Origin of the sequence: Proteus cibi (assembly GCF_003144405.1) — a bacterium.
In the GTDB taxonomy this organism is placed as follows: Bacteria; Pseudomonadota; Gammaproteobacteria; order Enterobacterales; family Enterobacteriaceae; genus Proteus; species Proteus cibi.
Genome location: NZ_PENW01000026.1, coordinates 163,766 through 178,220, shown reverse-complemented (window position 1 = coordinate 178,220; position 14,455 = coordinate 163,766). Strand labels below are relative to the sequence as shown.

General features: G+C 39.3%; 9 protein-coding genes. 8 read left to right on the top strand and 1 reads right to left on the bottom strand.

Annotated features, from left to right (window positions below):
- Positions 1–83 precede the first annotated feature (83 nt).
- The 7 genes from purL to DK865_RS14515 all read left to right on the top strand — a co-directional run bounded on the left by purL (position 84) and on the right by DK865_RS14515 (position 11,458).
- Complete coding sequence (gene purL / locus DK865_RS14545) at positions 84–3,974, top strand: phosphoribosylformylglycinamidine synthase (RefSeq protein ID WP_109392236.1); 3,891 nt, start codon at positions 84–86, stop codon at positions 3,972–3,974.
- Between the two features lie 690 nt (positions 3,975–4,664).
- Positions 4,665–6,113 carry a sensor histidine kinase gene (locus tag DK865_RS14540; RefSeq protein WP_036912534.1) on the top strand — a complete coding sequence of 483 codons (1,449 nt, stop codon included), beginning with the start codon at positions 4,665–4,667 and terminating at the stop codon, positions 6,111–6,113.
- The gene (qseG, locus tag DK865_RS14535; protein WP_023581611.1) at positions 6,113–7,153 is read left to right on the top strand and encodes a two-component system QseEF-associated lipoprotein QseG; all 1,041 of its coding nucleotides are present in this window, start codon (positions 6,113–6,115) and stop codon (positions 7,151–7,153) included. Before DK865_RS14540 ends, qseG begins: the two co-directional genes overlap by 1 nt.
- A gap of 11 nt (positions 7,154–7,164) precedes the next feature.
- Positions 7,165–8,502 (top strand): two-component system response regulator GlrR, encoded by a 1,338-nt coding sequence (glrR, locus tag DK865_RS14530; RefSeq protein ID WP_023581612.1) that lies wholly within the window; start codon positions 7,165–7,167, stop codon positions 8,500–8,502.
- Between the two features lie 73 nt (positions 8,503–8,575).
- Entirely contained in the window at positions 8,576–10,192 is a 1,617-nt protein-coding gene (locus DK865_RS14525) for an NAD+ synthase (RefSeq protein ID WP_109392235.1), read from the top strand.
- A gap of 15 nt (positions 10,193–10,207) precedes the next feature.
- Positions 10,208–10,546, top strand: coding sequence for a nitrogen regulatory protein P-II (gene glnB, locus DK865_RS14520; RefSeq protein ID WP_109392234.1), 339 nt, complete (start codon positions 10,208–10,210; stop codon positions 10,544–10,546).
- A gap of 264 nt (positions 10,547–10,810) precedes the next feature.
- Positions 10,811–11,458, top strand: coding sequence for a hypothetical protein (locus DK865_RS14515; protein WP_109392233.1), 648 nt, complete (start codon positions 10,811–10,813; stop codon positions 11,456–11,458).
- A 99-nt stretch (positions 11,459–11,557) separates the two neighbouring features.
- On the opposite strand, the gene hmpA is transcribed toward DK865_RS14515, so the two are convergent.
- Entirely contained in the window at positions 11,558–12,757 is a 1,200-nt protein-coding gene (gene hmpA, locus DK865_RS14510) for an NO-inducible flavohemoprotein (RefSeq protein WP_023581616.1), read from the bottom strand.
- 366 nt (positions 12,758–13,123) lie between these two features.
- On the opposite strand from hmpA, the gene glyA reads away from it, so the two are divergent.
- Entirely contained in the window at positions 13,124–14,377 is a 1,254-nt protein-coding gene (glyA, locus tag DK865_RS14505; RefSeq protein WP_023581617.1) for a serine hydroxymethyltransferase, read from the top strand.
- Positions 14,378–14,455 lie beyond the last annotated feature (78 nt).

Sequence of the window (14,455 nt, the reverse complement as noted above, 5' to 3'; positions counted from 1 at the left end):
TCTGAGCGGTTATTCTATTATACTAGGCGCGTTTCCCCTGAATGATTGATCAGGCTAGCTGCTAAAAGAGAGAACTCAATACTATGGAAATCCTGCGTGGCTCCCCCGCTTTATCCGCGTTTCGTATTAATAAATTACTCACTCTATGTCAGGAAAATGATCTTCCTGTACAAGGTATATACGCGGAATTTGTCCATTTCGCGAAAGTGGAAGGGCAGTTATCTGAAGATGACCAAATTAAATTACGTCAATTACTGCATTATGGGCCTTCATTAACAGAACACGAGCCTGTTGGGGAAATGCGAGTGGTTACGCCTCGCCCGGGAACCATTTCACCTTGGTCTTCTAAAGCGACAGATATTGCACATAACTGTGGTTTAGCCAAGGTTATCCGAATTGAACGTGGTATCGCCTACTTTATTGAGTGCGGTACGATGACAGACACTCAGTGGCAACAACTTTATGGTTTTATTCATGATCGAATGATGGAAACCATCTTCTTAAATTATCAAGATGTAAATGCACTTTTTGCCGAGCAAACGCCAGCACCACTGAAAACCATTGATGTTCTGGCAAAAGGTAAAGATGCTCTGGTAAAAGCTAATATCGAAATGGGATTAGCGTTGGCAGACGATGAAGTTGATTACTTAGTTGATGCTTTTAACCGTTTACAGCGTAATCCAACAGATGTTGAGCTTTATATGTTTGCACAAGCTAACTCTGAACACTGCCGCCACAAAATATTTAATGCTGATTGGATCATTGATGGTAAAGCTCAAGATAAATCATTATTTAAAATGATTAAAAATACGTTTGAGCAAACGCCTGACTATGTCATGTCTGCTTATAAAGATAATGCGGCAGTTATGGAGGGGTCTGTGGCGGGACGTTTTTATCCTGATGCAGAAAAAGGGCATTATCACTATCATCAAGAACCTGTACATATCTTGATGAAAGTAGAAACCCATAATCACCCAACGGCTATTTCACCTTGGCCAGGTGCAGCGACGGGATCAGGTGGTGAGATCCGAGATGAAGGTGCAACTGGACGTGGTGCAAAACCTAAAGCTGGCCTAGTTGGATTTTCGGTTTCTAACTTACGTATTCCCGGATTTGAACAGCCTTGGGAAGAAGATTTTGGCAAACCAGAGCGTATTGTTAATGCATTAGACATCATGACGGAAGGTCCACTAGGTGGTGCGGCATTTAATAATGAGTTCGGTCGTCCAGCATTACTCGGCTATTTCAGAACCTATGAAGAACAAGTTAATAGTCATAATGGTGTTGAAATTCGCGGTTACCATAAACCAATTATGTTAGCCGGAGGTATCGGTAATATTCGTGAAGATCACGTACAAAAAGGTGAAATCACAGTAGGTGCCAAGTTGATTGTACTTGGTGGACCATCTATGAATATTGGCCTTGGTGGCGGTGCGGCTTCTTCTATGACATCAGGTCAATCAGATGCAGATTTAGATTTTGCCTCTGTTCAGCGTGATAACCCTGAAATGGAACGTCGTTGCCAAGAAGTTATCGACCGTTGTTGGCAATTAGGTGACGATAATCCAATTTTATTTATTCATGATGTTGGGGCTGGTGGTCTTTCTAATGCGATGCCTGAATTAGTTAATGATGGCGGTCGTGGTGGTCGTTTTGAATTACGTGATGTTCTTAATGATGAACCGGGTATGAGCCCACTTGAGATCTGGTGTAATGAATCTCAAGAGCGTTATGTATTGGCGGTATCACCTGAAAAAATGCCTCTTTTTGATGCGTTATGTAAGCGAGAAAGAGCACCTTATGCGGTGATCGGTGAAGCAACACAAGAGCGTGAATTAGTGCTCAATGATACACACTTTGATAATAAGCCGATTGATATGCCATTAGACATATTATTAGGTAAAGCACCTAAAATGTTACGTGATGTAAAATCACTTAAAACAGAAGGTGAGTATCTCTCTCGTAAAGACATCGATTTAAAAGATGCGGTTTATCGTGTTCTTCATTTACCCGCCGTTGCTGAAAAAACGTTCTTAATTACTATTGGTGACCGCTCAGTAACAGGTATGGTTGCTCGCGATCAAATGGTTGGACCTTGGCAAATTCCTGTTGCCAATTGCGCAGTTACCACCGCAACATTAGATAGCTATTATGGCGAAGCGATGTCTATTGGTGAACGCGCACCTATTGCACTGTTAGATTTCGCTGCATCTGCACGTATGGCTGTCGGTGAAGCGCTAACCAATATGGCGGGTTGTGATGTAGAAGCGCTTAATCGTATTAAGCTTTCGGCTAACTGGATGTCAGCAGCGGGACATCCCGGTGAAGATGCGGGTTTATATGATGCAGTGAAAGCCATTGGTGAAGAGCTATGCCCAGAGTTAGGAATTACAATCCCTGTGGGTAAAGATTCGATGTCAATGAAGACGCGCTGGCAAGATAAAGAAGGGAAAACCAAAGAGGTTACTTCTCCATTATCTTTAGTGATTACGGCATTCTCTCGTGTTGAAGATGTGCGTAAAACAGTGACACCTGAATTATCAACACAAGCAGGAAACCGCTTGTATTTAATTGATTTGGGAAATGGTCATAACGCATTAGGCGCGACGGCACTAGCACAAGTTTATCGTCAACTGGGTCAAAAAGCGGCAGATCTTCGTGATGTTGAGCAGTTAAAACAGTTCTTCAATGTGATGCAACAATTGGTCAATGATGGCAAATTGCTGGCCTATCACGATCGCTCTGATGGTGGATTATTTGTCACTCTTGCAGAAATGGCATTTACGGGTCATTGTGGCTTACACGTTGATATTAGTGCTTATGATGAAGATATTTTAGCCGGACTCTTTAATGAAGAGCTCGGTGGTGTGATCCAAATTCGTGCTGAACATCAAGAGGTTGTCGAAGCATTATTTGCTGAATATGGTTTATCGGATTGTTTACACTATTTAGGTCAAGCAACAGAAAATGACGCCATTATTATCCAAAGTCGTGAAACTGAAGTTTACAATGAAAAACGCAGTACATTGCGTCTTTGGTGGGCAGAAACAACATGGCAAATGCAACGCTTACGTGATAACCCAGAGTGTGCGGATGAAGAGCATCAAGCAAAACAAGATCTCAACGATCCTGGGTTAAATGTGACGTTAACTTTTGATCCAAATGAAGATATTGCTGCACCTTATATTGCAACTGGAAGCCGTCCTCGTATTGCGGTATTAAGAGAGCAAGGTGTTAACTCTCATGTTGAAATGGCGGCCGCTTTTGATAGAGCGGGTTTTGATGCTATCGACGTTCATATGAGTGACTTACATTCATCACGACGTTCACTCAGTGATTTTGATGTGCTGGTGGCTTGTGGCGGATTCTCTTACGGTGACGTATTAGGTGCGGGTGAAGGTTGGGCGAAGTCTATTTTATTTAATTCTCGTTTACGTGATGAGTTTGCTCAATTCTTTGAGCGCCAAGATACCTTGTCCCTTGGAGTCTGTAATGGTTGCCAAATGATGTCAACATTATCAGAACTTATTCCGGGTGCAGATTTGTGGCCTCGTTTTGTTCGCAATCGTTCTGAACGCTTTGAAGCGCGCTTTAGTTTAGTGAAAGTGACAGAAAGCCCATCGTTATTACTGCAAGGTATGGTGGGTTCACAAATGCCTATTGCAGTATCTCATGGTGAAGGTTTTGCTGAATTCCGTCATGCTGAGCAATTAGCACAACTAGAAGCTCAAAATTTAGTGGGATTACGTTTTGTGGATCACTACGGTAATCCAACAGAACAATATCCATTAAATCCTAATGGCTCGGTTAAAGGCATTACTGCTGTCACGACAAAAGATGGTCGATCAACCATTATGATGCCTCACCCAGAACGCGTGTTTAGAACAGTCAGTAATTCTTGGCATCCAGATAACTGGGGTGAAGACAGCCCTTGGATGCGTTTATTCCGCAATGCAAGAAAACAATTTGATTAATTAGCTATCATATTGTCTTAGTCATAAACACATAAAGCCTCTACCTTGTTAGGGGCTTTATTTTATTGATAATAAAGGAATTATTTCTTATTGTGTAAAAAAGGCGACACTCACCATTTTTAGCGTCTCCTTTTGGCGACATTTAATTTATTGAAATATAAGTAATTATTAAATTTAGGGTAACTCTGTCTGGATATGGAGACAGCTTGATTATTTTATAACTAGATAAAAAAGAGTTATAAATAAAATATTAGAGAAGTGTTTTTATTTTTTGTTTATTTTCAGTTGGTTAACTGTTTTCTTTAAAAGTTGGCACGCCTTGTGCATTATATAAATCAGTTGCTCATTCAACTTTTTATGTCGGTCCACAATATGGGTGGGAACATACCACATAAGCCAGGAATGATGCCAGAGTAAGGTGCCTACCGTCCAACATCATGATACTCGTCTTCGGACCTTATCAAACACAGGGCGACACGTGGAGTGAGGCACCACCTTCATTCTCTTTTAGAGAAAAAAGAGATGAAATATTGACGAGCGGAATATCTCAATAAGATATTCCGCTCTCCCTCTTCTAGAGCCGGTCGCATTTCCTCGATTGTGTTTGTTCTCTTACCAGATTTTCCTAATGTCGGACTTTTTTCTTGTTATCAAGTCATGTAGCATCGCATTACTCTAATAGGTGTTGAGATGATTTCATTGAAAAAGTGGCGTATTTTTCCTCGTTCGTTAAGACAGCTCGTGATAATGGCATTTTGGATGGTGTTATTACCTCTACTTGTGCTTGCTTATCAGGCTTATCAAAGTCTTGATCAATTAAGTAATCAGGCTGCTATTACTAATAAAAATGCACTTGCAGATACTGAACGCAGTGAAGTAATGCGAAATCTAGCGATTGAAATGGAAGGGAACTATCGTCGATATTGTGTTTTAAGAGATAAAACCGATGATGATATGTATCAGCAACGCTATCAGCAATACACCAAGCTCTTCTCAACATTACAGCAAACCATTATTCCTCTTTCTGCTTCTAAAGAAGCCGATGTACTGAATACTTCACTTGAAAAACTAAAATCGATTCAATGTGAAAGTAGTGAACCCACAAAAGAGATGCAACAAGCTTTAGAGCAGTTCTCTTATGCCAATAACCGTATTGTTGTATTAACCAAAGAGATTATTTTTAGCCGTGGTGAACAACTTCAAATGGCAATCGCTGAAAAGGGACGCTATTTCGGTTGGCAAAGTCTTATCGTTTTTGTGTTCAGCTTGATCCTCATTGCACTGTTTACTCGAATGATTATTGGTCCGGTTAAAGGGATTGAAAAGATGATCAATCGATTAGGTGAAGGTCGCACACTCAGTAATAATTTAGATACTTTTCAAGGACCACGAGAATTACGTTCATTAGCACAACGGATTATTTGGTTAAGTGAGCGTTTAGCATGGCTTGAATCACAACGGCATGAATTTTTGCGCCATATCTCTCATGAGTTAAAAACACCATTAGCCAGTATGCGAGAAGGTACTGAATTATTAGCGGATGAAGTTGCAGGTCCTTTAACACTCGATCAAAAAGAAGTCGTTTCAATTCTTGATAATAGTAGCAAACAGTTGCAGTTATTAATTGAACAACTGCTTGATTATAATCGTAAACTTTCAGAAGTTCCTCAACAAATTGAAGAAATTAACTTGACTGATTTAGTCAATGATGTGGTCTTAGCTCACAGTTTACCCGCGAGAGCAAAAGATATTAAAACGATAATTTCACTTAATCTAACCACATGTCGAGCAGAAGCAACGCTATTATCACGAGTTATCGACAATCTCTATTCGAATGCGGTGCACTATGGTGCTGAATCAGGTAATATCTGGATCTCTAGTTATCAAGTTGAACAGAAAATAGTTATTGATATAGCCAATAAAGGAACGCCTATTCCTGAATCTGAACAAAAAATGATTTTTGAACCCTTTTTCCAAGGATCTTTGCTACGTAAAGGAGCGGTAAAAGGAAGCGGTTTAGGGCTAAGTATTGCTCATGACTGCATCAAAAGAATGGAAGGTGAATTAAGCGTTGTTCCTTCTGACTATGCCGATGTCTGTTTTCGTATTGAATTACCGCTACTTTCTGAGATTAAATAATGCAAATCAGGTCACAAAAACAAGCATCTCCTCATCATGAGTATAAAAAAATAAATAAGAAGATGCTTGGTATTAAATTGTTATCTATGGCCCCTGCATCAACTAGAAAAATCGCATCAAATTGGAAACAGTGTTTCTTGTTTATTATGCTTCCACTGGTTCTTTCAGGGTGTACACCAAAGTCGCTCACTGAGACACAAGAGCCTGAGCAAGAAACCCCCGTTGTTAAACAAAAAACGATTGATTATCGTTGGGCTGAATGTAAAACATTAAGCTCATTTTATGATGAAGGCATCAATAACGCGCTTTATTGGTTACGTGCTATTGAATGTACAAACCGCATAATGACGACAGAAGCACAACGTGAAGCAAGCCGTGTTGTCGTCACTGGTTGGGATGATGCATTTTATAAAAGTATTCTATTAGAGCGTGCTGGAATGACGATAGCTGATCGTCGAACACAATTAGTGTTATTAGAAAGCTATAAATTACAATTCCCAAGTTCTATGCGTGTTCTATTATCGACATGGATTGAAAACCAAACGCTTATTCTCTCTTTAGCAGAAGAAAAGAATCGTTATCGTCGTTTAACGACAGATACAGATAATAGAATTGACGCGTTAAGAAAAGAGAATAATGCATTACAGCATGAACTGAATGTTACCCTGAAAAAGCTTGAAAGCCTTACCCAAATTGAACGTCAGTTATCGAATAGAAAACAGAGTAACTCTGTAGACTCGCTATCGCAAAATGAAGATTTAGCCGAGAGCACACCTGCGATATCTACGGAAACAGAAAAAGTAGATGCCGAAAAACCAGTGGTTGAAAAACCGACCGAAAAACCCGTTTCGACGCAATCGATAACAGAGAAGCCAAAGGGCGAGGAAAAACAACCTTCTGCAACAGTGGTTAAACCCGAGCCTTCAAAACCAGGTACGACGAAAACCGAATCTACGAAACCTGAGGCGGTCAAAGCAGAATCTGTCAAAACTGATACTGACACACAAAGCTCAAAACCAACTGAAGCAGGTTCTAAATAAGGAGAATGTGCATGGCTGGTCATAAATCAGCAAATCTTTTACTTGTCGATGACGATCCTGGCTTATTAAAGTTACTTGGTATGCGATTAACAAGTGAGGGTTTTCATATCTTCACCGCTGAAAGTGGACAAGAAGCACTAAAACTTCTCTTAAAAGAAAAAATAGATCTTGTTATTAGTGATCTCCGAATGGATGAAATGGATGGTATGGCACTGTTTGCTGAGATACAACGTCAGCAACCCGGTATGCCTGTTATCATTCTTACCGCTCATGGTTCTATTCCTGATGCAGTGGCAGCAACGCAGCAAGGCGTATTTAGCTTTTTAACCAAGCCAGTGGATAGAGATGCACTGTATAAAGCGATTGATGAAGCTCTCGAGCTTGTGACTATTGTTTCAGATGAAGAATGGTCAAAAGATATCGTGACACGTAGCCCACAAATGCTACGTTTATTAGAGCAAGCAAAACTAGTCGCCCAATCAGATGTCAGTGTACTTATCAATGGTCAAAGTGGTACGGGTAAAGAAGTCCTTGCTCAAGCGATTCATCGCGCAAGCCCTAGAGCGAAAAAACCTTTTATTGCCATTAACTGTGGTGCTTTACCTGAGCAACTTTTAGAGTCTGAATTATTTGGTCATGCGAAAGGCGCGTTTACAGGAGCGGTAAGTAGTCGAGAAGGTCTATTTCAGGCAGCAGAAGGTGGCACCTTATTTTTAGATGAAATTGGCGATATGCCAATGGCATTGCAAGTTAAGTTATTACGTGTTTTACAAGAGCGAAAAGTTCGTCCATTAGGCAGTAATCGCGATATTGATATTGATGTACGTATTCTTTCTGCAACACATCGTGATTTACCTAAAGCGATGGAGCGTAATGAATTTCGTGAAGATCTGTTCTATCGTTTAAATGTGGTTAACTTACGTATTCCGACATTAAGTGAGAGAGCTGAAGATATTCCTATTCTTGCCAATCACTTATTGAGAGAGTCTGCAAAACGTCATAAACCTTTTGTTCGGAGCTTTTCAACTGATGCAATGAAATGCTTAATGACAGCAAGTTGGCCGGGCAATGTGCGTCAATTGGTTAACGTTATTGAGCAATGTGTTGCGTTAACAACAGCACCTGTAATTAGTGAAGCGCTTGTAACACAGGCATTACAAGGTGAAAATACAGCACTACCCACATTTGCAGAAGCGAGAGGACATTTTGAAATGACCTATTTGAGAAAGCTTTTGCAGATGACGAAGGGCAATGTGACCCAAGCCGCACGTATGGCTGGGCGCAATCGAACTGAGTTTTATAAATTGTTATCTCGTCATGAGCTAGATGCGAATGATTTTAAAGAATAACCTTTTCAGATAACGAATATATTTTTAAACTAACTTTCCTTTTATGCGGAAGATAGCGGAGAGACTAATTTTTATGAGTCGTAAACTAAAACTCGCCATGGCCCAACTTAATTGGGTTGTTGGCGATATTGAAGGTAACTGCGAACGCATGTTATCTACCGTTAAAGCACAAGAAGATGCCGATTTGGTCATGTTCTCTGAGTTGGCTTTATGCGGTTACTCTCCTGAAGATCTGCTATTTCGTCCTGATTTCCAACAGCGTTGTGAAACACAACTTACGCGTTTAGAACAAGCAAGTAAAAAAACGGCGATTGTTGTTGGACATCCTTGGTGGCAAAACGGCAAAATTTACAACGCACTTTCATTTTTCTATAAAGGTGAATTACAAGCGCGTTATTTCAAACAGCAATTACCTAATTATGGTGTGTTTGACGAGAAGCGTTATTTCCAACAAGGAAATGAGCGCTGTGTTGTGCCATTTAAAGGTTATCACCTAGGTTTGTTAATTTGTGAAGATATCTGGATCAATGAACCTATCGATGCATTAAAACAAGCGGGTGCTGATCTCGTTCTATCAATTAATGCGTCACCTTATAACCGTGAAAAACCTCATGTTCGTACACAGTTAATTAAAGAACACTGCCAAAGAACACACCTTCCCGTGATTTATCTTAATCAAATTGGTGGTCAAGATGAGTTGGTCTTTGATGGTTGCTCAAAAGTATTTGATGAACGTGGTGCTATTACGCATCGTTTAGCCGCATTTGAAGAACAAACCACCATCGTTGAATTCGATGAATTGAATATTATTCCGATGGCAGATCCTGCTCCAGAACTTTCACCTTTAGCGCAAGTTTATCAAGCGTTAGTGCTTGCAACGCGTGATTATGTCATTAAAAACGGCTTTAAAGGGGCAATCTTAGGGTTATCGGGGGGGATTGACTCTGGATTAACGGTTGCTATTGCAGCGGATGCTTTAGGCAAAAAGAGCGTTCAGGCTGTTATGATGCCATTTCGTTATACTTCAGAAATGAGTATTCATGACGCGAAAGAACAAGCCGATTTATTAGGTGTTGAGTTTGATACAGTTTCCATTGAACCCATGTTTGATGCTTTTATGGCTCAACTTGCACCTATGTTTAAAGATACTGCCGTAGATACCACAGAAGAAAATCTACAAGCACGTTGTCGCGCTGTCATTTTGATGGCAATGTCGAATAAGCGTCGTCGTTTAGTGTTAACCACAAGCAATAAAAGTGAATCAGCAGTGGGATATTCCACATTATATGGTGATATGGCGGGTGGTTTTGATGTGCTAAAAGATGTACCTAAAACATTAGTTTTCGAGCTTTCTAAATATCGTAATACACTTTCACCAGCTATTCCTCAGCGTGTTATTGATAGACCACCATCAGCAGAACTTGCACCGGGACAAACAGACCAAGATAATTTACCTCCTTATGACATTTTGGATGCGATCCTTGAAGGTTATGTTGAGCAAGATAAATCTGTCTCTGATTTAGTGGCAGCTGGATTTGATGAAGCGACAGTCCGTAAAGTGATAAAATTAGTCGATATTAATGAATACAAGCGACGTCAAGCCCCTGTTGGGCCACGTATTACAAGTCGTAATTTTGGTAAAGATCGCAGATACCCAATTACAAGCGGTTTTGGTCGCCACAACTGGTAATAGCAGGATAATACGATGAAAAAAATTGAAGCGATAATTAAGCCGTTTAAATTAGATGATGTCAGAGAAGCACTCGGCGAAGTGGGTATCACGGGAATGACAGTTACAGAAGTGAAAGGCTTTGGTCGCCAAAAAGGGCATACTGAGCTTTACCGTGGTGCTGAATACATGGTCGATTTTTTGCCTAAAGTGAAGATTGAAATTGTTGTCTCTGATGAAATTGTTGAAACCTGTGTCGATACAATTATGGCAACGGCACAAACAGGTAAAATTGGTGATGGTAAGATTTTTGTCTTTGATGTGAGTCGTGTTATTCGTATTCGTACTGGCGAACAAGATGAAGAGGCTATTTAGTTATTTATTAATTTAAGTTAAATAAATATATTATTCTCATTTTTAAAGCCTGATATTTTTAATCAAAATATCAGGCTTTTTCTTTTTTTTGTGCATAATTCATTTTTTAATGTTTTGCCTATAATGCTATTTATATCTTATACAAGTCTATTGATGATATAGAGCAATTTATTTTACTATTTTTTATGAACTTTAAGGCACAAAATGTTATTCAATAACTTTTAAGGAAAGTTATTATCATCAATATTAAAAAATCATTAAGGTATGGGCAAAATAGTGTTTAATTATTTATTAAAGCGTCTCGCTTTATTTCTATGTGCAGCAGTATTAATCGCTATCACTACGGGATTTATTTTCCTTGATATTTTGGTTCTTGATAACGGTATTTCTGAAACATCGATAACTGAATTAGGTCAAGAAATTATCGTTGCCATTATTTGCTTATTCTTTTTTGTTAAAGCGTGTCAAGGGCGTGAACAACGGGGCGCATTTACGCTTATTATGGGCTTTTTCTTGTGTATTTTAATTCGTGAGTTAGATGGTGTCTTTGATCAGATAGCACACGGATCTTGGGTTTGGTTTGCACTAACGGTAACGTTTATTTGTATTGCTATTGCAATTAGAGAAGGCAAGAGAACGTTAAAAGGTTTAATTCACTTTATTACTCATCCAAGCCATGGAATGTTAGTTGCAGGTCTATTATGCGTTTTACTGTTTTCTCGATTATTTGGTATGGGAATACTTTGGCATAAATTATTAGGTGATGATTATAACCGCGCTGTTAAAAACATGGTGGAAGAGGGCAGTGAGTTATTTGGTTATACACTCTGTTTAATTAGTGTTATTTGGTACAGTTTTTCTGCTAAAGATCATGTTATTCCTGCTGCGATTGAAAATAAATATCGACAATAAAAAAGCAGTGAAATAACCAATAAATCAAAGCGCTGATAAATATAATGCTATCAGCGCTTTTTTTATTCAATTTAAAATTGAACGTTAATGACGTTATTTCTACTGCAAATCTTGAGTAATAACAGCATGAGGACCAAAACATTCATAATGAAGTTTTTCACTATGAATGCCTAGTTCAATAAGTTGCTTGGCAACAGATTGCATAAAAGGTAATGGACCACAAAAATAGAAATGCATATCAGGAATAACTAACCAATCTTTAACGTGTTTTAATGTCATTAAACCTTCGAATTGGTAGTCTGTATTTTGCACATCTTCAGCTCGTGGTGTGCGATACCATATCGCTTGTTGGTAGTGTGAAAGTTGATTGCCGACCTGATTAACTTCATCTTTAAAAGCATGAACACCACCATGTTCAGCGGCATGTAACCAATTAATATTAGCTTGATGAGCTGAAAGCGTGTGTAACATAGACAGCATTGGCGTTAAACCCACACCGGCTGAAATTAAGGTTACTGGTGTTGTTGGTGATACAGCTAAATAGAAATCGCCCCCTGGTGCGGCGACTTGTAAAATATCTCCTTCTTGAACATGATCATGAAGAAAATTTGATAACACACCTTTATTTTCTCGTTTTACTGCGATGCGGTAGGTTTTATTATTTGAAGATTGAGTTAATGAATATTGACGTATTTCTTGGTTTTCAAGATGTTCATTACGGACATAAAGGCTTAAATATTGCCCAGCTTGATAGGGAGTCACTGCAAGTCCATCTTCAGGCTCTAGTTCAAAACTAGTAATGACATCACTTTGTTTTACTTTATGTTTAACTTTAAAGTTTCGTAATCCTCTCCAACCTCCGTTTGCTTGTTCTTTTTGTTGATAAATTTGCTCTTCGCGATTGATAAAGACATCAGCCAATACCTGATAAGCCGCCCCCCAAGCGTCGAGTACTTCTTGCCCAGGGCTAAACATCTCATCAATTGTTGCTAATAAATTTTCACCGACGATGGGATAGTGTTCAGGAAGAATATTTAAACTGGCATGTTTTTGGGCAATTTTTTCAACGGCAGGCAAAATAGTGGTTAAGTTTTCAATGTTCGTTGCATAAGCGCATATCGCATTAAATAAGGCTTCACGTTGTGCACCACTGCTTTGATGACTCATGGTGAAAATATCTTTTAACTCGGGATGGCGAGAAAACATTCGATCATAAAAATGCGCGGTTAATGCGGGACCTGTTTTAGCAATAAGGGGAATGGTTGATTTAATTGTCGCGATAGTTTGTGCATCTAACATAATTGCTCCTGAAAAATTTTCAGTTTATTGTGAATTTTTATAAATTGCATTTTATATGCAACTTATCTCTTTTTGATTATTTTGTAAATCTCTGTTTTTATTTTTTAACAAAAAATCTCAATTCTTAGAGAATGATGCGGGGGGTTTGCAAAATAAGGCGAGATGAGCCTCAAAAAGAGGAATAAGCACAGGATAAAATGAGGTTGTTAAAAAGTAATAATGTGCTGTTATAATTGGATGGCAAACGATTGCGTATTTTTTCATTAAGGGCTATCTCAACGAAGAAAAAGAGTTTACACTGTATGACATTCTTTCTCCCGCATGGGAGTTTGTCTTTAGTGAAGTTAGCTGAGTCAGGAGATGTGAATGTTAAAACGTGAAATGAATATTGCTGATTACGATCCAGAATTATGGAATGCAATGGAAGGTGAAGTGACTCGTCAAGAAGAGCACATCGAACTTATTGCTTCTGAAAACTATACCAGCCCTCGTGTTATGCAGGCGCAGGGATCTCAACTGACAAATAAATATGCTGAAGGCTATCCGGGTAAACGTTACTACGGTGGTTGTGAGTATGTGGATATTGTAGAGCAACTGGCTATCGATCGTGCAAAAGCATTATTTGGTGCAGATTACGCTAACGTACAGCCTCACTCAGGCTCTCAAGCGAATGCCGCTGTCTACATGGCATTATTAAAACCAGGTGATACTGTTTTAGGTATGAACCTAGCGCAAGGCGGTCACTTGACTCATGGTTCACCAGTTAACTTCTCTGGTAAACTGTATAATATCGTACCTTATGGTATTGATGAGTCAGGTAAAATTGATTACGACGATATCGCTATTCAAGCTAAAAAACATCAACCAAAAATGATCATCGGCGGGTTCTCTGCTTATTCTGGTCTGGTTGATTGGGCTAAAATGCGCGAAATTGCAGATAGCATTGGTGCATTCTTATTTGTTGATATGGCACACGTAGCAGGTATGATTGCAGCAGGTGTTTATCCTAACCCAGTTCCTCATGCGCATGTTGTTACAACAACAACCCACAAAACCTTAGCCGGTCCACGTGGTGGTCTGATCCTTGCTAAAGGTGGCGATGAAGAGTTTTATAAAAAACTAAACTCTGCGGTATTCCCAGGCTCTCAAGGTGGCCCTTTAATGCATGTTATTGCAGGTAAAGCGGTTGCATTAAAAGAAGCTATGGAACCAGAATTTAAAGTTTATCAGCAACAAGTTGCTAAAAACGCGAAAGCAATGGTAGAAGTTTTCTTAGAACGCGGTTATAAAGTAGTGTCTGGCGGAACTGAAAACCACCTGTTTTTATTAGATTTAGTTGATAAAGATATTACAGGTAAAGATGCAGATGCTGCATTGGGTCGTGCAAATATCACTGTTAACAAAAACAGCGTACCAAATGATCCACGTAGCCCATTTGTAACTTCTGGTGTTCGTATCGGTTCTCCAGCGATTACACGTCGTGGTTTTAAAGAAGCGGAAGCTCGTGTATTAGCCGGTTGGATGTGTGATGTCCTTGATAATATCAATGATGAAGAGAACATTGAGAAAGTGAAACAAAAAGTCTTGGATATTTGCGCTAAATTTCCAGTTTACGCATAAGTTTGTAACGATATAATAAAACCCGTTGTACAAGCCCGCTTCGAGAACTTGTTCTTGGCGGGTTTTTTTGCATCTTAA

Bases quoted from the DNA above. Each gene is read 5' to 3' on its own strand.
- purL (WP_109392236.1), top strand. From the start codon at position 84: ATGGAAATCCTGCGTGGCTCCCCCGCTTTATCCGCGTTTCGTATTAAT.
- DK865_RS14540 (WP_036912534.1), top strand. From the start codon at position 4,665: ATGATTTCATTGAAAAAGTGGCGTATTTTTCCTCGTTCGTTAAGACAG.
- qseG (WP_023581611.1), top strand. From the start codon at position 6,113: ATGCAAATCAGGTCACAAAAACAAGCATCTCCTCATCATGAGTATAAA.
- glrR (WP_023581612.1), top strand. From the start codon at position 7,165: ATGGCTGGTCATAAATCAGCAAATCTTTTACTTGTCGATGACGATCCT.
- DK865_RS14525 (WP_109392235.1), top strand. From the start codon at position 8,576: ATGAGTCGTAAACTAAAACTCGCCATGGCCCAACTTAATTGGGTTGTT.
- glnB (WP_109392234.1), top strand. From the start codon at position 10,208: ATGAAAAAAATTGAAGCGATAATTAAGCCGTTTAAATTAGATGATGTC.
- DK865_RS14515 (WP_109392233.1), top strand. From the start codon at position 10,811: ATGGGCAAAATAGTGTTTAATTATTTATTAAAGCGTCTCGCTTTATTT.
- hmpA (WP_023581616.1), bottom strand. From the start codon at position 12,757: ATGTTAGATGCACAAACTATCGCGACAATTAAATCAACCATTCCCCTT.
- glyA (WP_023581617.1), top strand. From the start codon at position 13,124: ATGTTAAAACGTGAAATGAATATTGCTGATTACGATCCAGAATTATGG.